This window comes from Rhodopirellula sp. UBA1907 (genome assembly GCF_002337565.1).
In the GTDB taxonomy this organism is placed as follows: Bacteria; Planctomycetota; Planctomycetia; order Pirellulales; family Pirellulaceae; genus Rhodopirellula; species Rhodopirellula europaea.
In genome coordinates, this window is sequence record NZ_DDGH01000038.1 from 9,082 (window position 1) to 35,024 (window position 25,943).

General features: G+C 55.9%; 18 protein-coding genes and 1 pseudogene. 16 read left to right on the forward strand and 3 right to left on the reverse strand.

The genetic code is table 11. The features are described from left to right. Positions 1-327 precede the first annotated feature (327 nt). The 6 genes from B2R17_RS08500 to B2R17_RS08525 all read left to right on the forward strand — a co-directional run bounded on the left by B2R17_RS08500 (position 328) and on the right by B2R17_RS08525 (position 13,269). Positions 328-3,762, forward strand: coding sequence for a glycoside hydrolase family 78 protein (locus B2R17_RS08500; protein ID WP_286763647.1), 3,435 nt, complete (start codon positions 328-330; stop codon positions 3,760-3,762). 107 nt (positions 3,763-3,869) lie between these two features. Further along, positions 3,870-6,542, forward strand: a complete 2,673-nt coding sequence (locus B2R17_RS08505) for a sulfatase-like hydrolase/transferase (RefSeq protein WP_286763648.1) — start codon at positions 3,870-3,872, stop codon at positions 6,540-6,542. Positions 6,543-6,760: 218 nt separating this feature from the next. Beyond that, complete coding sequence (locus B2R17_RS08510; RefSeq protein ID WP_286763649.1) at positions 6,761-8,410, forward strand: arylsulfatase; 1,650 nt, start codon at positions 6,761-6,763, stop codon at positions 8,408-8,410. Continuing rightward, complete coding sequence (locus tag B2R17_RS08515; RefSeq protein WP_286763650.1) at positions 8,410-10,371, forward strand: sulfatase-like hydrolase/transferase; 1,962 nt, start codon at positions 8,410-8,412, stop codon at positions 10,369-10,371. The genes B2R17_RS08510 and B2R17_RS08515 overlap by 1 nt, the downstream gene beginning before the upstream one ends. Before the next feature lie 72 nt (positions 10,372-10,443). Next, positions 10,444-11,931, forward strand: coding sequence for an aldehyde dehydrogenase family protein (locus B2R17_RS08520; RefSeq protein WP_286763651.1), 1,488 nt, complete (start codon positions 10,444-10,446; stop codon positions 11,929-11,931). Positions 11,932-11,976: 45 nt separating this feature from the next. Further along, a complete protein-coding gene (locus B2R17_RS08525) occupies positions 11,977-13,269 on the forward strand; it encodes a class II aldolase/adducin family protein (protein WP_286763652.1) in 1,293 nt (430 codons plus the stop codon). A 112-nt stretch (positions 13,270-13,381) separates the two neighbouring features. On the opposite strand, the gene B2R17_RS08530 is transcribed toward B2R17_RS08525, so the two are convergent. Beyond that, entirely contained in the window at positions 13,382-14,254 is an 873-nt protein-coding gene (locus tag B2R17_RS08530; protein ID WP_286763653.1) for a helix-turn-helix domain-containing protein, read from the reverse strand. Between the two features lie 197 nt (positions 14,255-14,451). Between B2R17_RS08530 and B2R17_RS08535 the strand changes: the two genes are divergently transcribed. The 4 genes from B2R17_RS08535 (at position 14,452) to B2R17_RS08550 (ending at position 18,142) form a co-directional block, all read left to right on the forward strand. Continuing rightward, positions 14,452-15,735 carry an L-rhamnose isomerase gene (locus B2R17_RS08535; protein ID WP_286763654.1) on the forward strand — a complete coding sequence of 428 codons (1,284 nt, stop codon included), beginning with the start codon at positions 14,452-14,454 and terminating at the stop codon, positions 15,733-15,735. Between the two features lie 88 nt (positions 15,736-15,823). Continuing rightward, positions 15,824-17,248: a purine-cytosine permease family protein gene (locus B2R17_RS08540; protein WP_008659366.1), complete on the forward strand. Its 1,425-nt coding sequence runs from the start codon at positions 15,824-15,826 to the stop codon at positions 17,246-17,248. Between the two features lie 67 nt (positions 17,249-17,315). After that, a complete protein-coding gene (locus B2R17_RS08545) occupies positions 17,316-17,513 on the forward strand; it encodes a hypothetical protein (RefSeq protein WP_286763655.1) in 198 nt (65 codons plus the stop codon). A 275-nt stretch (positions 17,514-17,788) separates the two neighbouring features. Then, on the forward strand, positions 17,789-18,142 hold the full coding sequence (locus B2R17_RS08550) for a hypothetical protein (protein ID WP_286763656.1): 354 nt from the start codon (positions 17,789-17,791) through the stop codon (positions 18,140-18,142). A 109-nt stretch (positions 18,143-18,251) separates the two neighbouring features. On the opposite strand, the gene B2R17_RS08555 is transcribed toward B2R17_RS08550, so the two are convergent. Further along, positions 18,252-19,103 carry an alpha/beta hydrolase gene (locus B2R17_RS08555; RefSeq protein WP_286763657.1) on the reverse strand — a complete coding sequence of 284 codons (852 nt, stop codon included), beginning with the start codon at positions 19,101-19,103 and terminating at the stop codon, positions 18,252-18,254. Positions 19,104-19,178: 75 nt separating this feature from the next. After that, on the reverse strand, positions 19,179-19,460 hold the full coding sequence (locus B2R17_RS08560; protein ID WP_286763658.1) for a hypothetical protein: 282 nt from the start codon (positions 19,458-19,460) through the stop codon (positions 19,179-19,181). Positions 19,461-19,746: 286 nt separating this feature from the next. Between B2R17_RS08560 and B2R17_RS08565 the strand changes: the two genes are divergently transcribed. The 6 genes and pseudogenes from B2R17_RS08565 to B2R17_RS08585 all read left to right on the forward strand — a co-directional run bounded on the left by B2R17_RS08565 (position 19,747) and on the right by B2R17_RS08585 (position 25,604). After that, positions 19,747-20,697, forward strand: a complete 951-nt coding sequence (locus B2R17_RS08565; protein ID WP_051073432.1) for an EcsC family protein — start codon at positions 19,747-19,749, stop codon at positions 20,695-20,697. A 238-nt stretch (positions 20,698-20,935) separates the two neighbouring features. Further along, on the forward strand, positions 20,936-22,174 hold the full coding sequence (locus B2R17_RS08570; RefSeq protein WP_008671035.1) for an AI-2E family transporter: 1,239 nt from the start codon (positions 20,936-20,938) through the stop codon (positions 22,172-22,174). After that, positions 22,171-22,377 (forward strand): annotated as a pseudogene (locus tag B2R17_RS28320) (zinc-ribbon domain-containing protein); the annotation flags it as partial. The gene B2R17_RS08570 and the pseudogene B2R17_RS28320, both read left to right, overlap by 4 nt. Before the next feature lie 42 nt (positions 22,378-22,419). Continuing rightward, complete coding sequence (locus B2R17_RS08575) at positions 22,420-23,211, forward strand: putative zinc-binding metallopeptidase (RefSeq protein WP_008671038.1); 792 nt, start codon at positions 22,420-22,422, stop codon at positions 23,209-23,211. A 241-nt stretch (positions 23,212-23,452) separates the two neighbouring features. Then, complete coding sequence (locus B2R17_RS08580; RefSeq protein ID WP_286763659.1) at positions 23,453-23,902, forward strand: hypothetical protein; 450 nt, start codon at positions 23,453-23,455, stop codon at positions 23,900-23,902. Positions 23,903-24,023: 121 nt separating this feature from the next. Beyond that, positions 24,024-25,604 (forward strand): prenyltransferase/squalene oxidase repeat-containing protein, encoded by a 1,581-nt coding sequence (locus B2R17_RS08585; RefSeq protein WP_286763660.1) that lies wholly within the window; start codon positions 24,024-24,026, stop codon positions 25,602-25,604. The last annotated feature ends 339 nt before the right edge of the window (positions 25,605-25,943 follow it).

Genomic DNA, 25,943 nt, shown 5'->3' on the forward strand with positions numbered 1-25,943 from the left:
AGGTCGAGCGACGCCGTTCAGGCGTACGCGAGGGTGAGGGCCGAGCATGGGAAACGGCTCGCACTTCCCGGCCAGACCGCTTCTCTATGGACTTGGCACGATCGTGCTGGTTTTTTGCGCAATCGCAAAGGTTTGCCGCCCAGCCCCCAAGTAGATTGGGGCTGTCCTGGCGACGCTAGTGCGCCGGACGAAGGTTTTCACATCCCTTAGCCGAGTCTCGCGTGAATAGGGGTGGCTGGCAAAATCAACGCCAGTCAGCACTGTTTCTCGTCGATGCGACGCGGCAAAGGGCGTTTTGCTGAGCTTTCCTCTATCCCGGTTTGACCATTGAAGACGCTCCTATCCTTCCTGTTTCTCGCGGCGACCGCTGTCGCCGCCGCAGCATCCGTTTCTGCTCTCGAGCCGCAGCGACTGCGGTGCGAGTACCTCGAGAATCCGACCGGAATCGACATCACTCAGCCACGACTGAGCTGGCAGGTCACGTCGGATCAACGGGGACAATCGCAGACCGCGTATCGGTTGCTCGTTGCCTCTTCGGAAAAGCAGCTTGGATCCAACGTCGGTGACCTTTGGGATTCCGGCAAGGTGGAATCCGATCAAACATTGTTCGTCGAGTATGCGGGCAGCCCGCTTCCGAGTCGCCAAGAATGCTATTGGAAAGTCCAGGTCTGGGATGGGGCCGGCAACGCGACTTGGAGTGACGTCGCCTCATGGTCGATGGGGTTGCTCGACGAAACTGATTGGTCCGCCGACTACATCAGCTATCGCGACGACGCGCCGGTACACACCGATCTTTCAACGCTTCACTTGCCAGCGGCGCGTCAGTATCGAAAGGAGTTCTCGGCTTCCAAATCGATCAAGCGTGCCACCGTCTACGCAACCGCACTCGGCATCTATGAACTGCATCTGAACGGGCAACGTGTTGGCGATGCTAGCTTCGCTCCTGGTTGGACGGACTATCACAAGCGTGCGTACTACAACACCTACGATGTCACTGACTTGGTTCGCGAAGGCGACAACGCGTTCGGTGCTTGGGTCGCCGACGGTTGGTACAGCGGCTATGTGGGGTTTGGATTGTTGACCGGGATGGGACCGGAAAAGAACGGGCGATCAGTTTACGGAAAGACTCCCTCGTTCATGTCGCAGCTCGAGATCGAATTCGAAGACGGTACGAAACAAACCATCGACACCGACACGTCTTGGAAGGTAACCGGCGAAGGCCCGATCCAAGAGGCGGACCTCTTGATGGGCGAAGCCTACGATGCACGTCGCGAAATGGTTGGTTGGTCCAAACCCGGGTTTAAGGATGGCCAGTGGGACGACGCGATTTTGGCGAAGCAAAATGGTGAGGTGACGGCAACGTTCTACGAGTTTCGAAATCCGACCACGGCAGGTACCGGGGTGAAGAACGTCGGCGAGCAACGTGACTTTGGTTTCAAACGGCCAAAGTTGGAAGCGTTTCCCGGAGTGCCGGTTCGTATCACTCAAGAGATCCCCGCCAAAACGGTATCGGAATTGGAACCGGATACGTTTGTCTTCGACCTCGGGCAGAACTTTGCCGGAACGATTCGTCTGAAAGTCAAAGGACGCGAAGGCGAGCGGATTCAACTGCGTTACGGAGAGATGTTGCATCCCGATGGTCGCTTGATGACCGAGAACCTTCGCAAAGCAAGAGCGACGGACTACTACACCTGCAAAGGTGATCCCGACGGAGAGGTCTACCAATCACGATTCACCTTCCATGGCTTTCAGTTCGTGGAAGTGAAGCGTTTACCGGATTCGAATGAAAACGCAGGCGGTGCATCTGCCGAGGCGTCCGGTGGGACACCTCCATTGGACATGGTCACCGGTTTGGTGCTGCACAGCGACACACCCATGGCGAGCACGTTTGAATGCAGTGACTCGATGGTCAACCAGCTTTTCAAAAATGTGGTTTGGACCCAACGAGCCAACTTCCTCGATTTGCCCACCGATTGCCCGCAACGCGATGAGCGGATGGGATGGACGGGTGACGCTCAGGCTTACGTCGCGACCGCGGCTTACAACGCAGACATCGGCGCGTTCTACACCAAATGGCTTCGCGAATTGATGGAGTCACAACGCCCCAGTGGTGCTTTCCCCGGTTACGCTCCGTACCCCTTTCAACATGGATGGGACTTCGGAACGGCGTGGGCGGACGCGGGTGTCATTTGCCCGTGGACGATCTGGCAGTTCTACGGCGACACCCGAGTCATCGATGACTGCTGGGAACCGATGACTCGTTTCATGAGGTGGCGCAAAGAAACCAGCGTGGACAACCTCGGCGTGTCACACGGAAACGCTTGGGGCGATTGGTTGTCTCAAGGCGAAGAAACACCGCTCGACTACATCGACAGCGTGTACTTTGCGATCTCGGCACAAATGATGGCGGAAATGGCGGAAGCAACTGGTCGCGATAAAGACGCCAAGCTCTACCGCGAGCAGCGTGCCGCAACGCAAGCCGCTTTTCAGGCCAAGTACTTGAACGAAGATGGCAGCATCAACGTCCGCACTCAAACCGCTCAAGCCCTGGCGTTGTTCGCGGATCTGATGCCCGCGGATCAACGCGAAGCGACCGGGAAATACCTGGCCAAACGGCTGGCGGAAAACGGCAATCACATGGCGACCGGTTTCCTCGGCACGCGACCATTGCTGCCCGTTCTGTCAGGATCGGGGCAGCATGATTTGGCGACGTTCCTATTGCAGTCTCACGAATTTCCGTCTTGGGGTTATGAGATCTCCAATGGTGCGACCACGATCTGGGAACGATGGGACAGCTACACCAAAGAGGATGCGTTTGGCCGACACAATGCGGCGATGAACTCGTTCTCTCACTACGCTTTCGGCGCGGTTTGCGAATGGATGTTTGCGACGCTGGCAGGCATCCAGTCCGACGGTCCAGGATTCAAGCGGATCGTGATCCGGCCGACCCCGCCGTCGCGTGGAAGCAATGCGATGAACGAACCAATCAACTGGGTGAAGGCATCGTACGACTCCATTCGCGGAACGATTCGCAGTGAGTGGAAAGTGTCGGATGGCAAGTTTCAACTGAACGTCACGATCCCAGCCAACACCACGGCAACCGTCTACCTTCCGACAAAAAATCCCAGCAGCATCACCGAGAGCGGCAACGCTCTGTCGAACACAGCGAACGTCAGCATTCTTCGACAAGAAAACAACGTGGTTGCGTTGACCGTCGAATCGGGCAGCTATGAGTTTTCGGCGTCCAGCGGAATCGCACCAGCAAAGGTTCCGCTGAAATCATCGGCCCCCAAGGACAACTCCATCAATCCAGGTGAGATTGATCTGACCGGTGCGACAAAACTGGAGTCGTGGGACTTCCGAGACCCGCAGGATTTGGCCAAATGGGGCGAGCGAAAAAGTCTCCAAATCGAACAGCGGAATGACGTGGCTTATCTGGTTGCAACAGGCGAAGATTCGCAGATGGCAGTCCGATTGAGCAAGCCACTCGAAGGCAAGTTGGTCATCGAGTTGCGAGCATCGCCCTCACAGAATTCGACCAGCCAATTTTACTGGGCAATTCCCGGCCGAGGTTTCAACGGTCAGCAGCAAACCAAGCGGTTGCTTCGACAATCGGACAACGTGAACGACTATCTTTTCACAATTCCCGATGGACTGACCGTGGGAAAACTTCGCTTGGATCCCTTTGCGACTTACGATAAGTACGCCAACGCCGGCGAGATGATGATCGAATCGATCTCGATCTATCAATTGGCCGATTGATGGCCGGACGTTCTCCCCACGGCCAAGTCATCCGACCCCACATCCCTTCCCACCTCAAAACTGGCCCGCCGCGACACTGGCTGCCAATCCCCACCGGACAACCAATCATGAATCGAATTCCTCTTTCGTTGCTCGCTCTCGCGATTTGCGTTTGTGCTAGCCACGTCATCGTGGCGGGTGAACTCGACCCACAGCAGGATGCATGGCATGCAAAGTACAAGGGCCAAGCGAATGCTCCTTTGCCGGAGGAGATGCTTCTCAACACAGACCCCGAGCCGGATCTGTCGAAAGGTTTCACTTCGTTGTTCAATGGCAAGGACCTGAGTGGCTGGACTCCGAAGGGTGGCACCTGCAAGTTCACAGTGAAAGACGGGATCCTTGTTGGCCAAGTCGTTCCAGGTTCCAACAGCACCTATTTGTCGACTGAACGAGATGACTTCGACGACTTCATTTTTACCTGCGACATGAAGTGGGAAGAGTCGTGCAACAGCGGCGTGATGTTCCGTGCTCAATCCAAACCAGACAAGAACGGAACCGAAACGGTGTTTGGCCCTCAGGCAGAGATGGAGGGATTCAGTCAAGATCGCCATTGGTCGGGTGGCATCTATGGTCAAAGCTGCGGCGGTTACTTTTATCCGCTGTGGTTGAAAGAGCACAAGGAAGCGAGAGCGGCCACCAAGGAAGACATTTGGAATCGTGTGACAATTTCCGCCCAGGGTAACGTCGTTAAAACGTGGATCAATGGTGTGCCAGCCGCCCACTGGATCGACGACGGATCCTACCCCAAAGGCTTCTTCGGTCTGCAGGTACACAAAGGCGCGAAAGGCACCGTGCTGTGGAAGAACATCCGAGTGAAAGAACTGGCGAACAAGCCCGCTGCGTCGCCGAAGGCCAGTGCATCGAAGCGTCCCAACGTTCTATTCATCCTGGCCGATGACCTGGGATGGAGCGACACGACTCTGTTTGGAACCACGAAGCTCTATCAAACACCGAATATCGAACGGCTCGCGAAACGCGGGATGACTTTCAAGCGAGCCTACTCGTCCAGTCCGCTTTGCTCGCCAACGCGGGCGAGTGTTCTGACCGGGCTCAGCCCAGCACGACACGGTATCACTTCGCCGACTTGCCACTTACCGAAGGTCGTTCTGGAACCCAAAGAGACTGCGGCAGGGCCACCCAACAAGTTCTCGACCGTTCCCGAATCGGTCACGCGGCTGGATCCCAAGTACTACACGCTCGCCGAGATGTTCCAGGACAACGATTATGCGACCGGCCACTTCGGCAAATGGCACTTGGGATCGGAACCCTATTCACCGCTGGAACACGGTTTTGACGTCGATTTGCCGCACCATCCCGGACCGGGACCTGCTGGCAGCTACGTTGCACCGTGGAAGTTCAATGACTTTGATCATGATCCCATGATCCCAGACGAGCACATCGAAGACCGGATGGCCAAGGAAGCGGTCCGGTTTCTTGAACAGCACGCCGATGAGCCTTTCTTCCTGAACTACTGGATGTTCAGCGTTCACGCGCCGTTCGACGCAAAGAAAGAGTTGATCGAGGAGTATCGAGATCGTGTCGATCCGAACGATCCTCAACGCTGCCCCACGTATGCCGCGATGATTGAAAGCATGGACGATGCGATTGGCACATTGCTGGACACGTTGGATCGCCTTGAAATCGCCGACGAAACTATCATCGTTTTCGCGTCGGACAACGGCGGCAACATGTACAACGAAGTGGACGGCACGACCGCGACCAGCAACGCTCCGCTACGAGGTGGCAAGGCGACGATGTACGAAGGCGGCGTGCGAGGACCGGCGATTGTTGTCCAGCCCGGTGTGGTGGAAGCCGGATCGCGAAGCGACGCGATCATTCAAAGCATCGATTTCTACCCGACTCTACTGGAGATGCTGTCGATCGACGCTCAGCCGAATCAAATGTTCGACGGGGTCAGCATCGTCCCAGCCTTGCTTGGAGGAGAACTGCAGCGAGACGCGATTTTCACCTACTTCCCTCATGACCCGCCCGTGCCGAATTGGATTCCGCCTTCGGTCAGCGTGCATCAATGCGATTGGAAACTCATTCGTATTTTTCACGGCGGTCAAAATGGTTCGCATCGGTACAAACTTTTTAACTTGAAGAACGACCTCGGTGAACGAACGAACCTGGCGGCTAAACATCCCGAACTTGTCCAGCAGTTGGACAAGCTGATTGAACAGCATCTGGTTGAAACCAATGCCGTCAGACCGCTGGTCAATCCAAGATTCGATCCCGCTCGATACAACCTCGCCGCGGAAGGCAAAGGCGTTCTGAAACGCACTGGCAGCACACCGAAGAAGACCAAACCGCGAGTTCCCCGAAAACCGGTCGCCGGTTGGTTGCCCGGTGGGACGTGCGACCTTTCCGTTTCCAACAACGTGCTGCAAGTTGAAAGCACCGGCGGTGACCCACACTTGAGTTTCTCGCTTCCCGAAGTGGTGAAGGCATTGCCGATGACGTTCACCGTTGAAATGCAATCGAATTCATCGGGCAGTGGGCAAATCTTCTGGAAAGAGATCGGGCTTCCCTACAATGCAGTGCGAAGCCAGGTGTTTGACGTGACTCACGATGGAAACGTCCACACCTATTCCATCCCGCTTTCGCCGAATGGCCCGGTGCAAGGCGTCCGAATCGATCCGTCGAATGGCGAGGGGGAAATCCAAATCCAGGGCATGCGATTGCTCGACGACAGCGGCGTCGCCATTCACGAATGGACCTTCGCTGACGCAAGTCGCTGAGCATCGTACGATGGCCTTCCAAGGCCGCCGAAAACAAAACAGTACGATGGTCTTCCAAGACCGTCGGGAAAACAGCGTCCTCTGTTTTGGTCGGGCTTGGAAGCCCAACCTACGTGACGTTTGGCTTGGAAGCCCAACCTACGGGCATTTTGCTTGGAAGCCCAACCTATGAGACACCACCTCCAAAACTTCGCAATCAACTTTTAGAGACAACTGAGATGAACTTTCGAAACGTGCGGAATCTGATTTGGGTGATGGCACTCGCTGGTTTGGCGATCGCTTGCAATCCTTTGATGGCAAACGAACGGACGAACTTCCTGGTGATCTTGGCTGACGACCTTGGGTTCTCGGATCCCGGATGCTACGGCGGCGAGATCGAGACTCCCAACCTGGACGCATTGGCGGCGGGTGGCTTGCGGTACACGCAGTTCTACAACACGGCGAGATGCTGGCCGACACGAGCGGCGGTGATGACGGGGTACTACCCACAACAAGTCCGTCGAGACAGCATGCCAGGGGCGACGCGGCAATATGGCGGCGGTGGAAAACGTCCCGAGTGGGCTCAGACGTTGGCCGAATACCTTCGTCCGGCCGGGTATCGCACCTATCACTCGGGCAAATGGCACATCGACGGCAAACCAACCGACAACGGATTTGATCTCTCCGACGAAGCCACCCGAAGCCCGGGGTTCTTTGACTCGATCCGCAAAAAGAATCGCGATCCGAAGTTCTACCGGACGACCGCGACCGCTCAGCATGCGATCGATTGTTTACAGGAACACGCGGAAGAATACTCTGACCAGCCGTTCTTTCACTTCCTCGCATTTCATGCTCCTCACTTCCCGCTGCATGCGTTACCGGATGACATCGACCGTTATCGCGACCGCTACATCGCAGGTTGGGAGGCATTGCGGAAAGAACGCAAGCAACGACAACGTGAACTGGGCCTGAACGTTGGTGCTCTGTCTCCGATCGAGCAAGAAGTTGGTCCGCCCTATGCCTTTCCCGACCAAATCAAAGTGCTCGGCGAAGGAGAGGTCACTCGCCCGTTGCCATGGGAGGAACTGACCGAAGAGCAACAACAATTCCAAGCAACCAAGATGGCGATTCACGCGGCGATGGTGGACCGCATGGATCAAGAGATCGGGCGCGTGCTCGCTCAGCTCAAAGAAATGGGCCAGTTCGAAAACACTTGGATCTGTTTCCTGTCCGACAACGGTGCGAGCGCGGAGATCATGGTCCGAGGCGAAGGACACGATCCTTCCGCGTCACCCGGATCGGCCGCGACCTATTTGTGCTTGGGGCCTGGGTTCAGCAGCGCCGCGAACACCCCGTTTCGTCGGCACAAAACATGGGTGCACGAAGGCGGCACGTCCACGCCGTTCATTGTTCATTGGCCTGAGGGAATCCGTGCGAAGAACGAGTTGCGGACCAACCTCGGACACGCGATCGACATAGCGCCGACCGTGTTGGATCTCGCCCGAGTCGAGCTGGACGAGACCGGTGGCCCACCGATGAGCGGCCGAAGTTTGAAGCCGTCCTTTGACGATAGCGATGCCGCGATTCATAACGAGTTGTGGTTCTATCACGAAGGCAACTGGGCACTGCGGCAGGGTGATTGGAAGATCATTCATTCCAATATCTCTCGCCCCTTTCCCTGGTTGCGTTCCGAAACCGCGGCCAATGAGTCAAAAGAAAATGGTGACTGGCAACTCTATGACTTGGCCAGCGACCGAGCCGAACAAAATAATTTGGCGGACAAACATCCTGAACGAGTCCAGCAGATGGCGGATCGCTGGTGGGAATTGCGCGATCAGTTTTTGCATGATTCGATGGACGACTCGGACCAATCGATGCGAGCCAACTGATGTTGAGATCGTTGCCTCTCCTCGTCGGCATCCTGCTGCTCGTGGTGTCGGTTGAACCCAAGGCTTCGGCGGCGGACAAGCCAAACGTGTTGCTCATCATTGCGGACGATGTGGGCTACTCGGATCTTGGCTGCTACGGCGGTGAGATCGATACGCCGCATTTGGATCGATTGGCATCCGAAGGGGTTCGCTTCAGCGAATTTCATGTCAACCCAATGTGCGTGGTGACTCGAACGAGCCTGATGACGGGGCACACACATACTCAATCGGACAACTATCGACGCTCGTTACCGGTGGCACGCCTGCTGAAGAAAGCGGGCTACGCGACTTCGCTCGCTGGCAAGTGGCATCAACCCGGTAATCCAATGGACGCGGGCTTTGAATCGTTCTACGGATTTCTCGGAGGTGCGATCGACAGTTGGACTGGCATGGAGAATGGCAATCTCGCGATTCAAACGGACCGTGACTCACCCAAGCCCGTGAGCGAGGGGTGGTACAGTTCGGACGCGTTCACGGACCGTGCCATCGAAGAGATCGAGTCAGCACAAACGCAAGGCAAACCGTTCTTCACACTCGTTTCGTTCAACGCACCGCACACGCCGCTGCACGCGCCCCGTGAGAACGTTGAAAAGTACTACGAGCGCTACCGGGCGGGCTGGGAAAGACTGCGTCGCGATCGTTACGACCGAATGATCGCGATGGGATTGATCGACGAACGCTACGTGATGTCCGAACCGGATGCTGAAGTGCGACGTTGGGAGGAATTGCCGGCGTCGATTCAATCGCAGGAAAGCCGACGAATGGCGGCCTACGCCGGGATGCTGGATCGATTGGACTGGAACGTCGGTCGCTTGCTTCAACACTTGAGCGACCAGGGTCTGGACGAAGACACCATTGTGATCTTCATGGCGGACAATGGCGGCGCTTACAGCAACGGCAACATCCACACCTACGACCAGCAAATTCCATGGGCCCCCGGTAGCAACGCGTTCGTGTCCAATGGTTGGTCGTATTTGAAGAACACACCGTTCCGTTGGTACAAATCATGTGCACAAGAGGGCGGCGTGTCCGTGCCGTTGATCATGCGTTGGCCAGCTCAATTGTCGGGACAGGAAGGAGCCATACGGAAACAGCGATTGCATGTCACCGATCTGTATCCAACGCTGCTTGAATTAGCGGGTGCTGAATATCCAACGCATGACGGCGATCGCAAGCTGGAACCGTTGTATGGAAGTTCGTTGTTGCCATTGCTTCGAAATCCTGATCTGCCGGAACTCGCGATTCACGACGAGATGTTTTGGTGTTTCAACCAAACCGGCAAAGCACTGACCAAAGGCAACTGGAAAATTTCCAGCATCAGTGACGGGCCGTGGCGACTGTACGACATTCAAAACGATCCGGCCGAGGCACAGGATTTGGCGGTCGAACGCCCCGACGTGTTGACAGTGATGAGCGACGCGTGGTTTCAGTTCGCTCGGGAACACACAACGATGCCAGCGTCTTGGCGTTCACCGCTGAAGGAGTACCAGGAAGGTTGGGGATACCACCGCATTCGCATGATCATGCCCGCTTACGTGCGTGCCGTTCCCGCGATGTCCGCGATGGATGTTCCGTGCGACACGGATCTGAGTTTTCACTTTTCGAAGCCGATTCAGTTTGCGAATTCAACCGGCAAAACCCTTCGTTTGTACGAAGCCGGTGACACCCAAACAGTGGTCTGGCAAGCGGATCCTGAACCTGGCCATCCTGACGAGGGTACTTCGCAAATCACGTTCAACAATTTGCCGCGGTTGAAGCCAAACACGACTTATTTCGCACTGTCGGATCCAGGATGGATCACGGTCGGAAATCAACCCGTCGGAGGCTTGAACGACGGAGCGTTCTGGTACCGGTTTCGAACGGGCCCCGCCCGCCCCGGTTTGTTGGATGGGCTTCCCGTTCAACGCCCGCTGCCTCGATGAAGTCCATCGACAATCGTTGTACACTGCTATTTCACCCCATTCACCGCAGAGAAAGTTCGAGCGAGAAAGAATATGAGCGTCGCAACCCAACACACATTGCTTCCCGAAGTTCAATCGTTCCTGGATCAATCGCCCCTGGCAAGCTTCGTCGGCGGAAAAGCCTTCCCGAGCGAAAAGGGAAACGTGCTCGCAACGATCGATCCAGGCTCGGGCGATCAGCTCGCTGAGATCCACGATTTGAATGCGGCCGAGATTGATCGTGCGGTGGAAATCGCCAACGAAGCGTTCCCGGCTTGGGCTGGATTGTCCCAAGAAGAACGCAGCAGCATCCTGCTCAAACTCGCCGATGCGGTCGAAAGTCACAAAGCGATCATCGCCCAAATCGAGGCTCTCGATGCCGGCAAGATCGAAGCCCAAGCCGCCGGCGACGTGCAGAACTTCGTCGACACGATGCGTTACTTCGTCGGCCTGTCCGACCAAGTCGAGAAACGCACGAAGCTGGATGTGCCGGGCCACGATGCTTACACGGTCAAACAACCTTGGGGTGCCTGTGCTTTCATTTTTCCATGGAACTTCCCTTTCCTCTTGATCGGCTGGGGAATCTCGCCGGCATTGGCCGCTGGCAACACCGTCGTGATCAAACCCGCCGAAGACACATCGCTCTCTGCGATCTACTTGGCTCAATTGGCCAAGGAAGTCGGTGTGCCGGATGGCGTGATCAACGTCGTCACCGGTCGAGGTGCAACCGCGGGAGCGGCCCTGACCAACAACACTCAAATCAAACGCATGTCGTTCACCGGTTCGCCCGAAGTCGGCCGCTTGGTCGGTGAATCTTGCGGACGCAACCTGGTGCCGGTCAAGCTGGAGTTGGGTGGCAAGGGTGCCGCGGTCGTCTTCGATGATGTCGATGTCAAAGCCACCGCGCAAGCCTTGGTTGGTGCAATCACATTCCACACCGGTCAAGTCTGCTGCGATGCAACGCGTTGGTTGATCCACGAAAATATCTACGACGAATTCGTCTCCGAGTGCAAACAGTTGATGGAAAAAGTCCGCATCGGTCACCCACTGGATCCGAACAGTGACATGGGCCCGGTTGTGAATCCGAAACAACGCGAACGTGTTCTCGGGTACCAAGAAAAAGGCACCGCAGGAGGAGCCCAGTGCTTGTGCGGTGGTGGTCCCGCGACGGTCGAGGGCCTGAACGGAAACTATGTCAAACCAACTTTGTTGGCCGGACCGCTGGACAACGTTGCCGCACGCGAAGAAATCTTTGGCCCGGTGGCTTACCTTGCGAAATTTTCTGATGAAGCGGACGCGGTCGCGAAAGCCAACGATACCGACTATGGGTTGGCCAACAGTGTTTGGACGACCGACGCCGAACGAGCCAACCGGGTCGCCGAAGCGATGATCGCTGGCAACAGTTGGATCAACGCTCACAACGTGTTCGCACACCGTGTCCCTTACGGCGGAGTCAAGAAAAGCGGCATGGGCGGCGGCGTGCTTTCGCCTGAAACGCTGATGGATTACTACCGCAGCACGTCGGTTGTCCGGCCTCTGTAATCGCCTCCGCTGACCTTTGATCGAACCTTCACCGACGGGAATAGAATGAGCCATTCGCGAGATGTCCAACATCCACGAGACCGAATCATGCAAACGATGGATCGGATCTATCGCTACCGCATGACGACGACTTCGGGTGGCAATCTGTCGATTCGAGACAGCGAAGGCAACATTTGGATCACGCCGGCGAGAGTCGACAAAGGCAACCTGACTCGGAACGATATCATTTGCGTTCGCACCGATGGATCCGTCGATGGCCCGCACCCGCCATCCTCGGAGTTTCCGTTTCACAAAGCGATCTACGAAGCCCGGCCGGACGTGAAGGCGATCGTGCACGCTCACCCGGTCGCGCTGGTCGCCTTCAGCATCTGCCGCGGGACACCCGACACGCGGTTGTTCCATCAAGCACACAGTGTTTGCGGCAAAGTCGGTTTCGCACCTTACGCTTGCCCGGGAACCGAAGCTCTTGGGGCCAGCATTGCGAAACAGTTCGAAGACGGATGCGACAGCGTGATCCTGGAAAACCACGGCGTCGTCGTGGCCGGCCAAGATTTCGCGTCCGCGTTCCAACGATTCGAGGCCTTCGAATTCGCAGGCAAGACGCTGATCAAAGCCAAGCAGATTGGTGAGGTTCAATACCTCGACGATTCCCAACTGGATCAAGCGGCACACCGAAGCGTTGACTTCGTCAGCTACCAACCGCCAGCCGCCACCACGCGAGAACAAGAATTGCGACGGCAACTGTGTGAGTTTGTGCGTCGCGGTTGCCGCCAGCGTTTGTTGATCAGCACCGAAGGCAGTTTTTCAGCTCGTTTGAAAGACGATTCGTTCTTGATCACGCCAACACAGCGGGACCGCGAGTTGTTGCGGGCGGAGGACTTTGTGCTGGTCAAAGGTGAATTTCGTGAATACGGAAAACTGGCCAGCCGCGCTGCCAACGCTCACCGCGCGATCTACGAAAAACACCCGCACGTGCAAGCGATCGTGTTTGCTCATCCGGTCAACGCCACGGCGTTCAGCGTCACCAGAGTGCCCTTGGACGTTCGTACGATTCCTGAAAGCTACGTCTTCCTGCGTGACGTGGCACGTGCTCCTTATGGAATCCAGTATTCAGGCGACGACTCCATCGCCGACTACGTGTGCAGTCGAAACCCAGCCGCGATTCTTGAAAACGATGGCGTGTTGGTGACCGGTACCACAGTGCTGGATGCATTCGATCGCTTGGAAGTGCTCGAATCCACCGCCGAAGCCGTGATCAATGCGAAAGCGATCGGGGACGTGTCGGTGATGCAACAAGACGTCATCGACGAGCTGTGCGAACAGTTCAACCTGGCGTGACGTTTGCCGCTTAACATCGCGTGAACAACAAGTCACGATGTTAGCGGTGTGGCGCAAGCCGCCCGGTGAGGAACCGGAGGGCTCGCGCCCTTCCGCTACGTCAACGTGGTTCTTATCGCATTTGCTTTCTGTATTCGCGAGGCGACAAGCCGAGGTGGGTACGGAACTGTCGGCTGAAGTAGTTGCTGTCTGAAAAACCGACGTCAAAGGCGATGTCGGTGATCGACCGATCGGTGCTGCGAAGCAAGCGACCGGCTTCTTGAATCCGCACTTGAATCAAATATTTGATCGGGGAAGTCTCCATCGTGCCCTCAAAGGTGCGAATGAAATTCCGGCGAGACATTCCCGAAATCTCGACCAAGTCATCCAACGAAATCGAGCGATCGAAGTGTCGCTGGATGTGCGAAATCGCTTCGGCGATGCGAAGCAGTTTCTTGCTCTCGGGATTGCGGGTTCGGCTGTAGCACCTCGATAGAAAGGTGACCAATTGCAACATTGTGAGTGTCGCCATGGTTCGAAAGCCAGCTGAGCGTTGCTTCAGCTCTTGATCCAATGATTCGACATAGCGAAGCGTCTCGATCAACTCCGCTGGATTGAGCTGCAAGCGGCTGGTGAATTGATGCCGCTTTCTCCAGGCTGGCTCGAGCGTGAACAACGCATGGTAGCCGGACAACGATTGCAGATCGCCAATCGAAAGCGGCAACTCGAGCGGATCAAACAAGATGTTGATCAGGCTCAACTGATCCATGTTCAAGTAGTCATGCGGTCGGTCCCCACCGATCACAAATGTGTCTCCCGTCACCAATTCGTAGCTGTCCTCGCCGGTGATATGAACGCCTTTGCCGCCGGTGATGATGACGATCTCGGCGAACTCGTGGCAATGCAACCCAAAGGGTTCTTGCGGGTCACGCCGTTCGACCACGATCGGAAAGCCGTCGGGGTGAAACCAGTCCTCCTTTTTCAGCGTCGGGATCATCTCGGACATGGCTCCGGGGCAGCTTGGACTGGAGTTTTGGCTCGATTCGGCTGTTTCAGAAAAGCGATTCCAGGTGGCACGATTGTCTTGTTATCGGCAAGAATGTCAAGGTTTGGCGTTGCTCCCTCGGGTACGCTACGGAAATATGGGTCACGCCAGGTGGCCGGACAGACACGCACACCGCCCTTAGACCAGGCATTGAGATCATGAATCGAGCTGGCAATATCGAGAAGGCTTTTGAGTTGGCCCGAGAGGACTACCAGGCGATTGGAGTCGACGTCGATTCGGCTTTGCAACGCATGCGAGACGTGGAAATCTCGGTCCATTGCTGGCAAGGCGATGACGTGAAGGGCTTCGAAGGCGACGACGGAGCACTCGGGAACGGGTTGGCGGTGACCGGTAATTATCCGGGTCGAGCTCGCACGATCGATGAACTGCAAAGCGATCTGGAATTGGCCTATTCGCTGATCCCGGGCAACCAACGACTCAACCTGCACGCTCTTTATGGTGACTTCAAGAGCCGCGTCGATCGCGATGAGATCGAGGTCGAACACTTCCAGGGCTGGATCGATTGGGCTCGCGATCAAAAGGTCCGCTTGGATTTCAACCCGAGCTACTTCTCGCATCCCAACGCGGCGGATGGTTTCACGCTGGCTCACGCGGATTCAGGCATTCGTCAATTTTGGATCGATCACGGCATCGCCTGCCGAAAGATTGCCGCCGCGATGGGCGCGGCTCAAAACAATCCCTGCATCAATAACTTTTGGGTGCCCGACGGGTACAAAGACGTGCCCGCCGATCGGAAGGCACCGCGGGAACGATTGGCCGCTTCGTTGGATTCCATTTTCGCAACCGAGTATCCCGCCGAAAAAACTCTCGATGCAGTCGAATGCAAACTGTTTGGCATCGGAAGCGAAAGCTACGTGGTCGGCTCTCACGAGTTCTACATGGGCTACGCGATGTCTCGCAACAAAGTCCTGTGCCTGGACGCCGGGCATTTCCACCCAACCGAAACGATCTCGGACAAAATCTCCGCGGTGATGATGTACGTTCCTGAACTGTTGTTGCACGTCAGTCGCGGTGTGCGTTGGGACAGCGACCACGTGGTCACGTACAGCGATGAGTTGCAATCGATCATGCAAGAAGTTGTTCGTGGTGACTACTTGGGACGTGTGCACATCGGATTGGATTTCTTCGACGCCAGCATCAACCGCGTGGCGGCTTGGGTGATCGGAACTCGCAACGCATTGAAAGCGGTCTTGGCAGCATTGCTGGAACCAACCGAGCAACTGCGAAAGCTGGAACTGGAAGGCGACCTGACCGGTCGACTCGCGTTGATCGAAGAGCAAAAGACGTTCCCGCTCGGTGCCGTTTGGAATCACTATTGCCAATCGGTCGGCGTGCCCGCGGGATCAGATTGGTTGGAGAACGTGCGGGAATACGAGAGCAAAGTGTTGTCGCAACGAAGTGACAGTTCCGCTTTGGTTTGATCAAACCCCCGCCGATAAATTCGCGGTCGTGGCGGACCGACAAGCAGACGACGGTGAATCGACCGATCTTTAGAACTCGAGAGCATTGATGAGCGAAGAAAATTCAAACGCGGGTGGCGAATTTGAACGCGAACCCGTTCCCGAATCTGCACGAATGGGAAACGGGAAGTTCTGGGGGATGTACGCCGGCGAGCACGCGGCGGGCACCGAGTTCATGATCGGGCCGCTGTTCCTTGCCGCGGGAGCGAGCCTGTCTGATTTGCTGCTGGGGTTGTTGCTCGGCAACCTGCTGGCCGTGCTGACTTGGCGATTCCTCGTGGTCCCGATCGCGATGGCCAAGCGCCTGACCCTTTACTATCAGCTCGAACGCATCGCCGGTGGTTCGCTGGTCAAGTTCTACAACTTGGTCAACGGATTGCTCTTCTGCTTTCTCGCCGGGGCGATGGTCACGGTCTCCGCATCGGCCGTGGGAGTGCCCTTCGATATCCGCTTTGACGTGCCTGAGAATTTCTTTGGTCTGAGCAATCCATCGTTCACATTGTTGGTGGTCATCGTCGGCGCCGTGATCACCGCGGTTGCGGCGGGCGGCTATGAACGCGTGGCAAGATTCGCGAATATCGCGGCCCCGTGGATGATCGCCGTTTTTGCGTGCTGCGGGATTGTTTCGCTGTCTCAAATGGGTGCCACCAACGCATCGGCATTGTCGGAAGGCAAGTTTTGGTCCGATGCGATTGCATTCGTGCAGGAAAAGAACGGACCGGGGACGTTCAGTTTCTGGCAGATTGTGGTCTTCGCTTGGTTGTGCAACGGAGCGATGCATTTCGGGATGTCTGATCTCACGATCTTCCGCTTTGCGAAGAGTAAGTCCTCAGGCTGGGCGCCCGCGATCGGAATGTTTCTCGGGCACTATATGGCTTGGATCGCGGCGGCGTTGTTGTTGGCCGCGTTGATCAAGTTGCAGCCGGCGTTGGTGGTCGGCGATGACGGCAAAGTCACCGCGAATCCTGGGTTGCTTGCCTACCAAGCGGTCGGATGGACAGGGATCATTTGCGTGGTGATCGCGGGTTGGACGACCGCGAACCCGACGATCTATCGCGCGGGGCTCGCGTTTCAGGGGATGTTCCCCCGAAGCTCACGAACCGCGATGACCCTTGTCGCCGGTGTGGTTGCGACCATCGCTGGAGCGTTCCCAAACCTGTCGGCTCAACTGCTCGATTTTGTGGGCACCTATGGAACGGTCCTGGGAACGATGGGAGCCGTCATCTTTGTCGACTTCTACTTGATTCAAAAGTTTGGTTTGCGTGCCGAGTACGCGGCGGTCACCGGAGCTCGCATCAATAGCGCTGTCTTGATCTCTTGGGTGCTGCCGGTGGCGGTGGCGTTGTACTTCATTCTGGCCAAAGGATTTTTCGCGGCCTATGCGGTGATCCCATGTTGGTTCACTTGCGGCGTCCTTTACTTGCTCATCAGCAAGCTGACGCAGCGTTCACCGGCTGACGGAACGATTTCCTGATGACGGCTCGCGTTTGAATCCCGTTCAATTCATTTCTTCACCTCAATAACACAACCGTGCTGTCGCCATGAAGAACTTCGCCAAGATGATGTCGCTGATCACCCTTTGCATGATCGTCGTACCGTGTTCGATGTTTTTTGCCGGAGCGATTGAGCTTCCGCTGGTCAAATCGATCGCACTGTTCGGCACCATCGGATGGTTCATCTTCACACCGATCTGGATGAGCCGGCAATTGCCGATCGACGCGGCAGAAGTCGAGATCTAGGAAGACGAATACCGACGCCGATGCCGATTCACTCACCGACGCCGCTTTCTAAAGTTGTTTCGCGAACCTTGGCGTGGTGAGATTGGTCCATGGGGCAAGGGATCCGATGCTGTTCGGATCCATCTCCCGACGCCAATGATGTGCCTTTCGCGAAAGATGAAACGATGCGAGTTTTGCCATTCTGTTTTGCAACAAAATCAGGTTGCGAGTGATTTCCGCTCGTATGCCTGACAAGAACGATTTGTCCCACACAACTGTTCACACAATGCGAAACAATGAGAACCACATCCGAAACCCAGTCGGCGACTAACGTCGCTGCGCGAGTCGCGGGCGAAGACATCCAAAAGGGTGACTTCGTCACCGTTCTAAGCGAGATTTTCGAAGTCCCATCCTTTCTTTGGAACTGCTCGGACGTCTCGTTGCCACCGGACGAACCCGTGCGGGCTCGCTTTTTATCATCAGCCACCGGGACCCCATACAAGGTCACCGTGGTTTGCTTGCCTTTTGTCTACGCCAAGCGCACACGTGGTTCGGTCGCATGCTTCGACATCCGGCGCCACGAATTGGTGCGTCTGGACCGAGAAAGCGGTCGTTCGCTCTGGAAGCTGTTGAAGAAAAAGAAGAAGTGAACTCGAAGTTCACGTTGTCCAAACACAGGTGGGCTTTGCAACTGTTTTTGCAAAGTCTGCCTGTGCTGGGCCATCTCTCCGACACGGAGGCTCAGGTCGGTATTGCGATCTATTCGATGCTGAGTGCGGCCGTGTCGAGTAGCCAGTTTTCGATCGCGTCGTAGACCTGGTCGCGTTCGTCTTCGATCAACAACGAATGCCGTAGACCGTCAAACGAGACGCGATGACACAATCGGCCCGCGTTCTCGACGAACTCGTCCGTGGTTTCCGAATCACAAAGTTCGTCTTCCGCACCGGTCAGCACCAGCAACTTGACGTTCAGCTCTTTCGCGTGGTCGGTCAACCAAATGCCATGGTTGACCAATTGGCTGCCGATCCCTATCGACAATTTCTCGTGCACCAAATCATCCTCCGCAAGTTCACGCTGTGCCTCGGTGTCCTGTGTCAATTGCGTCGGTTCAATCGACGCTGACAAACGAATGTGCGGGATGAGTTTGCCGGTCAGCCACGCCGCGAAGGCTTGCGGACGCGTGGGTGGATTGGGTGGCAGAATCATCGGATTGGTGACGATCGATCGCCTCACGTATTCGTGATCACGACCAAGAAGATGATTCAACACCAAGTTTCCGCCCATACTGTGCCCCAACAACACAAGTTCGGCACGCGGGAATTGCTTCGCCGCGAATTCGAGGGCGACAGCGATGTCATTGACCAGCGTGTCGAAACTGGGAGCGTCGCCGCGGGCACCGGGACTTTGCCCGTGACCATGTTGATCATAGATCACAACTCCGCGGTCCAGTGCCAACATGCGATCGACGAAGTCGTCATAGCACCCGGAGTGTTCGCCCAAACCGTGCACGACGACAAACACGAGTTCGGCCGAGGATGGTCCGGATCGACGACAATGAAGTTCGCGTCCGTCGGGAGTTTCAAGTGCTGATTCGTCGATTGCAATAGCCATGGAAAGTGTGTTGTTGAATGCCGGTCGTGCAAGTGAACTGTAGAGTGACGTCTAGAGAGCGTGAGTCGGGCGACGCTACTCTTTTTCTCGATCAATGAACTTGCAGAATCGGCTGAGCTCACCACCGGCGGTCTTGTCCTCGTGCAGAAACGCGAGGTTGGATTCTTCAAACTTGTCGAAGAAGTTTTCCCAACTGATCGTCGACAGAGAGTCGTTGCGGCCTCCGTGAGGAAAATCGATTCGCAAGATTCCGATGCCTTCGTCGGAGTCGGCGGTCGATTCGACTGTCGCGGGAACACCGCCGCGTTCGTGAACCCAGTTGCGAATGGTGTCGTGGTTGGTCGTTGTGTTAGCCATGATTTTTCCTCGGAAAGTGTTTGGGACTGCCGATTGAGTCTTGTTCAATCGTGGTCGGTTTTGTCTGCATGGTCTGTTGCGTCGGTCGAAGGTTGCAATTCAATTTGCGAGACCACGAAACGTTGACAGCACCGATATGGACGCAACCATCTATGGACGCAACCATCGTGCCAATGCTGAGTGGGCGCGGGGTTTGCAAGACGACACAAGGCGACTGGCGTGCCGGCCGTGCGTCGCATTCAATGATGTGGTGTCGGCAACCTCGCTCGGAAACGTCACGGTCTTCATGGTTATTTCGCGAGGGCCTCGAGCTTCTGAGAACGCTCCAGCAAGAGTGTTCGCATTCTCCCATCAACTGGAATTAACCTTGAGCGACAACTTGATTACCGGAAGTCTGCCTGAAGAAACCTTGGAAGAACTGCGTCAAGCCAAAAAGGTATTGGAACACCACGGCATCGCGGATCGGCTGACCGAGATGATCGGGACTCCGGTGACCGCATCGTTGAAGATGTTGCCGGACAGCGTCGAGTCGGCGATCCACCAGGCGATTGAGAAGTCGTTGCACGTTGCGCTGGACGTGGCATTGCGAACGCTCGGTGACGACAAAGATTCCGCCAATGGGGCTTCACGTGGCAAGCCAAAGTTGCTGACGCATAAGTTGTTGGCGGGACTCAGCGGTGCCGCCGGTGGTGCTTTGGGAGGAGCGACGGTCGCTGCCGAATTGCCGGTTTCGACGGTGTTGATCCTGCGAAGTGTTGCCGACATCGCCCGCAGCGAGGGCGAGGACTTGTCCGAATTGGAGTCGCGTTTGGCATGCTTGGAAGTGTTTGCGCTCGACCCCGGTCAATCGTCCGATATCGATGACGAGACCGAAATCGGGTATTTCGCGGTGCGAGCGGCAATGGCAAAGCAAATCAAGGATGCGTCTCAGTACATCGTTCAGCATGGAATTCGGGATTCTGCCGCACCGCCATTGGTCCGTTTGGTAACTCAGATAGGGAAGCGGTTTGGCGTCGTGGTCAGCGAAAAGGTGGCGGCTCAAGCAATTCCAATCATTGGTGCGGTTGGCGGAGCGCTGATCAATAGCTACTTCATCGACCATTACCAAGACATTGCACGGGCCCACTTCACGATCCGACGTCTTGAGCGTGAACACAGCGAATCACTCGTTCGCGAAGCTTATGGGCAGATCAAACTTCGACAACGGCCACGTCGTGTCACCGATCGAAATGCTTGATCAGCGGTAGTTACTGCAGATTCTTCGAACCGTTGCACAGGTGTCCCGTCGCGTTCGCTGGTCGGCGAATGACCAGTTGGGATGATCTGAGATCTGTTTTGCCGACCCTGGAGGTCATTTCTGCATAACGTGGCAGCTGATTCATCAGATTGTTTGGTTTCCAACCCGCCGCGGTACGGCCTTTGCTTTTCAGTGGATGACAGCTACTTAACATCCGCTCTGGAAACGCAGACTTTCGGTGAACACACCCGCAACAGACAACGACATCGACGCGTCGATCGATCACCGCGCCGGCCTCATTTCCATGCGGATCTGTGCGGTCATGTTGGTGTTGTATGCGTTGTACTACGCTCGGTCGCTGGTGATTCCAGTCGCGACCGCCATCGTTCTTTACCTGACGCTTCGACCAATTGTTCGCCACGCAAAACGCATCGGTATTCCATCGCCGGTCGGAGCGATCGGAATCATCGCCGGAATCCTGCTCACACTTGGTTTGGGAACGTATTTGGTTCTCGAGCCCGCGAAAGAAACGATCAGTGCCGCTCCTCAGCATTTGACGATCGCCAAGCAGAAGCTGTCGTTCATCACCGACCGATTGAAAGACGTCGATCAGGCCACCGAAGAGCTCGCTGAAACAGAAGACGTCGCGTCCGATGAAGTTGCGAGCGAGAAGCCTGTGCCCGTCGAGATCAAACAGCCGACTTGGACAAGCGGTTGGTCATACCTGAGCGGCACCGGCAACGTGGTTTCGTTTCTGACAATTTGCATCGCACTGTTGTACTTCTTGCTCGCAACTGGGGATGACTTGTTGCGTAGCGTGATGCGTTCGCTGCCCAACTTTTCTTCCCGCCGAAAACTCGTCGAAGTGATTGAAAACGTTCAGGAGGGTTTGGGCAGCTATCTTGCCCAGGTCTCGGCCATCAACGCGGGGCTTGGTGTTTGTGTCGCCTTGGTGATGTGGATGTTGGGAATGCCGTCGCCCATCATGTGGGGAGTCATGGCGTTCGCCTTCAACTTCATTCCGATCGTCGGAGCAATCGCGGGTGCACTCATCATCTTCTTTGTCGCATTGCTGAATTTCGATCCCACCTACTACGCGTTTGTCGTGACGTTGGCGTTCATGACCCTCACATCGTTGGAAGGTCAATTCATCACGCCTGCAATCTTGGGACGTTCGATGAGCATGAGCCCGGTCCTGGTGTTTCTGTCGATCGTCGTTTGGGGATGGATGTGGGGAATCATGGGCGTCTTCCTGAGCGTCCCGATTTTGATCGCCGCTCGGATGGCCTGCGAAGGCTACGAAGATTTACGCCCGCTGGCGATGATTCTGGGCGCTGAAATTCCTGAGCAAGAGAAGCCAAAAGAAGCATCTGAGGAAGAAGCATCCGCTTCGTCGTCGGACTCGGCAAAGAAACACATTCAACACGAAAACATTCCCTCTTCACACACTCCTATCACGCAATCAGTCAGTCAATGAAAACTGGAACTTGTCGCTGCGACAATCGCATCTTTTTCAACAATCATCGCTGTCTCTCTTGCGACGCGTCGCTTGGACGATGCAATGTTTGCAACTCGCTCACGAGTTTTTCCAAAGGGGAAAGCACGAGCCAATGCGACACTTGCAGAACCGAGGTCTTCTCGTGCGTCAACCAAGAACACGATGTTTGCCAATCTTACACTGCAGAACCCGACACCCTTTGTCGTTGGTGTCAGCTTACCAATGTGATTCCGCCACTCGATAAACCACAGAGTGTTCAGCGGTGGGCAAGAATGGAATCCGCCAAGCGGCGACTGCTGTTGCAGTTGGAGGATTTAGGATTGCCTCCCTACATCGCGGACACACAGGCGACGCATCCACTGTTGTTTGAGTTTCTGGAAAACACCGTGGACAAGAAGGGCAAGCCGAAGAAGGTGATCACGGGACACCAGAATGGTTTGATCACGATCAACTTGGCGGAAGCTGACAGCGTTCACCGCGAACGATTGCGAGTGAAGCTGGGAGAACCGCAACGCACGTTGATCGGTCACATGCGTCACGAAGTCGGTCACTACATCGATTGGGCTTGGGCCAGTCGTGTCGCGCCGGACGAGTACCACGCTCTCTTTGGTGATCCCGATTCGGTTGACTATGGCGAAGCGATGAAAAAACACTACGAGGTGGGAGCTCCGGCCAATTGGGCCGACAACCACGTCAGTGCTTACGCGACGATGCACCCTTGGGAAGACTTCGCCGAGACGGTGAATGTTTATTTGGACATCATGGCGATTGCGACGACCTCGAACGAATTGGCAGGGCGCAACCTGGATCTGTCCGCCAGTGCCAACCACCGAGAGTTGGTGGAATCGGTGCTGCAAATTGTTCTCGAGGTCAGCGAATACAACTTTGACTTGGGGCTCGCTCCTTTGTTGCCGGAACGCTTGCCGCCCGCCGTGTTGGACAAGCTGGCCTATGTCCATGATCTGCGAAGCAAGGTTGCTCCTGAGATGACGAAACAGACGGCGGTTGCCAACTGATGGATCGCATCGAGTGACCACGCTGATCTGGAAGTCACGCCCATGACATGGGGGTATGAAAAAGCAGTAAAGAACTCGGGATGCGATTTCGTGACGCACGAGTTTTGCAAAGACAAACACGGGTGATGGACACGTCCGTGTGTGAAATCCAACTCAGAGCTTCATGACGTGCTTGCCAAAATGGGCTGCGGCAGTATGTACAATTGCCGGCGATATTTGATCGCTGCCTTGGAGCTTTGCAATGAGCCACGACCCATTTGACCAACCCGCCGTCAATCCCAATGCATCTTCTGCCGCCGCGCCCACGGCGTACTCAGTTGGGGTGGGCGTTGATGATCAAGCGGCCGATTTGATTGAAACCAGTGTTTGGAAAAAGGTTTTGATCGGTGCGGTCGTCACGCCGGTGGTCGTCGGAGGCTTGACTCGGAAGTTCATCGTTCGAAACGCGGACAAGCAAATTGAATTTGATCCGGTTGCGATCGGACTGTTGCTGGTTCTGTCGTCGATCGTAGGCGGATTGCTGGGAGCCTTGCTGGCGTGGAAGGACCGCGTGGAGTATCGCCGGGCGAACGATTTGCCGATCAGTTTTCCCTCCAAATTATTGTTCGGCTACGGCATCGTTTCGTTGTTTCTGGTTTGGGTCCCAATCGCGATTTTGGGAACGATCGTTGTGATGATAATGACACTGTGAAATTCGTGACGATCAGCGAGTGTGACATTCCTCCGTCGAAAACGCCCTTGTACACAGGGGCGTGAACCAATTGACCGCGTGACACGGATGGTTGAGGCCTTCTTTTCTCAGAGGCCGAATCATGATCGTGTCATCCATCGCCATCTCAAAGCTGCGAGACCCCGTTCCATCGCGGAATCAGTCTTCGCGATCGCCGCGATGGAGGGAGCCCAATCGACCGCCAACGCCATCGGGCAACGAACAGGATCTGAAGGCGGACGAAGAACCGGAATCATGGAGGAATCTCGTATCTTGGATTCGAGCCTGCGGACGCGAAACGCTGACGGAGATGCCATCTTGGTTGGTCAGCATGGTCGTTCATCTGACCTTGCTGCTCGTTCTAGCGTTGATCAGTCGCTCGACGAACAAGGTTGGCCGAATCGAATTGCTGTTTCGCCAGTCGGCTGAAAACTCCGGCATCGAATTGGCCGAGTTCACTATCGCCGCGGCAGCACCATCGGAATTGTTGGAGCATTCCCTCAAAGAAGAGCGGGTGGAAACCATGGAACTGGTTTCGATCGATGCAATTGACGCCGAAGCGGAGATCTTTTCGATGGTGCCAAAGTTGGATGCCAGTCTATTCGATCCGGTGGTCGGATCGACGGGCGAACTGGACAAGTCCAACAAGATGTTCCAAGGGCGAACCGGAACGATGAAGGAACGCCTCTTGAGAATGTACGGAGGCGATGAAACAACCGAGGACGCCGTCGCAGCAGGTTTGGTGTGGCTGAAGCGTCAACAACTGCGCAACGGCAGTTGGAGTTTGCATGGGCCATATGCCAATGGTGCACGCGGTGAGAACCAGATCAGTGCGACGGCAATGGCGATGCTCGCCTTCATGGGTGCGGGAAGCACGCACCGTGGCGGTCAGTACCAGAGAGAGTTGCTGCGAGCGGCACGATGGTTGGTGGCCAACCAAGACAACCAGGGCTTTCTGGCGGGATCGACGATGGGCCACGAGCGAATGTACTCGCAAGCCCAAGCGACGATCGTGCTTTGTGAACTGTATGCGATGACCGGTGATTCGTGGATTCGTCCCTATGCGCAATCGGCGTGTGATTTCGCTGTCGCGTCGCAATCCCCTCAAGGCGGTTGGCGCTATCAACCTCGACGAGACAGCGACACGTCGGTCACCGGATGGTTCGTCATGGGGCTGAAGAGCGGCGATGCCGGCGGGTTGGAGGTGGATCCATACATCTGGCCCAAGATCGATCGCTACTTCGATTCCGTCAGTCAGGGCTACTCAGGAGGCTATTCCTACATGCCAAACGTCGCCGCCAGTCCTTCCATGACGGCCGAAGGAGTCCTGTGCCATCAGTACCTCGGTCGAGCTCGCAACATGCCGGGGATGGCGCAGAGTTTAGGATCGCTGGTGGAGAACCACCCCATCAATACCAGAGAAGCCGATGTCTACTATTGGTACTATGCGACCCAAGCGTTGCATCACTACGGCGGACCACTGTGGAAACAATGGAACGAAAAGATGAAAGCGACGCTGCCAACGCGTCAAGAGAAAAAAGGTCGCGAACGCGGGAGTTGGTCACCCAGTGGAGACGCTTGGGGAGGCTACGCCGGGCGACTGTACACGACGTGTCTGTCGATCTATTGCCTGGAGGTCTACTACCGCCATCTACCGCTTTATGAACCAGGTGAAACGGAGTGAGGTTTGGTTGGCATGACCGTTGGCCCGATTTTCATGGAGGAACCGTTGCTAACGCTGGGCTGTCCAGTCATCTGAATTGACACCGGAGTTGGCACGGATTCTTGAAGCGGTTTTCTGTCTTCGGTCACCTCTCCCCCGGCGAGATTGTGCAGTTTTTTGATGCCGCTTTTCGGCAGATTTCCACACGGCGTACCTCTCCCGAAACGAAGTTTCGGGAGAGGTCGAGCGACGCCGTTCGGGCGTTCGCGAGGGTGAGGGCCGAGCATGGGAAAAGGCGCGCTCTACCCTCCAAGGATTCTCGCTGAACGATCGAATCCCGACCCTCCCCAACTGCGTTCA

Coding starts and splice junctions, on each gene's coding strand:
- B2R17_RS08510 (WP_286763649.1), top strand. CDS start 6,761: ATGAACTTTCGAAACGTGCGGAATCTGATTTGGGTGATGGCACTCGCT.
- B2R17_RS08530 (WP_286763653.1), bottom strand. CDS start 14,254: ATGTCCGAGATGATCCCGACGCTGAAAAAGGAGGACTGGTTTCACCCC.
- B2R17_RS08535 (WP_286763654.1), top strand. CDS start 14,452: ATGAATCGAGCTGGCAATATCGAGAAGGCTTTTGAGTTGGCCCGAGAG.
- B2R17_RS08540 (WP_008659366.1), top strand. CDS start 15,824: ATGAGCGAAGAAAATTCAAACGCGGGTGGCGAATTTGAACGCGAACCC.
- B2R17_RS08550 (WP_286763656.1), top strand. CDS start 17,789: ATGAGAACCACATCCGAAACCCAGTCGGCGACTAACGTCGCTGCGCGA.
- B2R17_RS08560 (WP_286763658.1), bottom strand. CDS start 19,460: ATGGCTAACACAACGACCAACCACGACACCATTCGCAACTGGGTTCAC.
- B2R17_RS08565 (WP_051073432.1), top strand. CDS start 19,747: ATGGTTATTTCGCGAGGGCCTCGAGCTTCTGAGAACGCTCCAGCAAGA.
- B2R17_RS08555 (WP_286763657.1), bottom strand. CDS start 19,103: ATGGCTATTGCAATCGACGAATCAGCACTTGAAACTCCCGACGGACGC.
- B2R17_RS08520 (WP_286763651.1), top strand. CDS start 10,444: ATGAGCGTCGCAACCCAACACACATTGCTTCCCGAAGTTCAATCGTTC.
- B2R17_RS08545 (WP_286763655.1), top strand. CDS start 17,316: ATGAAGAACTTCGCCAAGATGATGTCGCTGATCACCCTTTGCATGATC.
- B2R17_RS08515 (WP_286763650.1), top strand. CDS start 8,410: ATGTTGAGATCGTTGCCTCTCCTCGTCGGCATCCTGCTGCTCGTGGTG.
- B2R17_RS08505 (WP_286763648.1), top strand. CDS start 3,870: ATGAATCGAATTCCTCTTTCGTTGCTCGCTCTCGCGATTTGCGTTTGT.
- B2R17_RS08585 (WP_286763660.1), top strand. CDS start 24,024: ATGATCGTGTCATCCATCGCCATCTCAAAGCTGCGAGACCCCGTTCCA.
- B2R17_RS08525 (WP_286763652.1), top strand. CDS start 11,977: ATGAGCCATTCGCGAGATGTCCAACATCCACGAGACCGAATCATGCAA.
- B2R17_RS08580 (WP_286763659.1), top strand. CDS start 23,453: ATGAGCCACGACCCATTTGACCAACCCGCCGTCAATCCCAATGCATCT.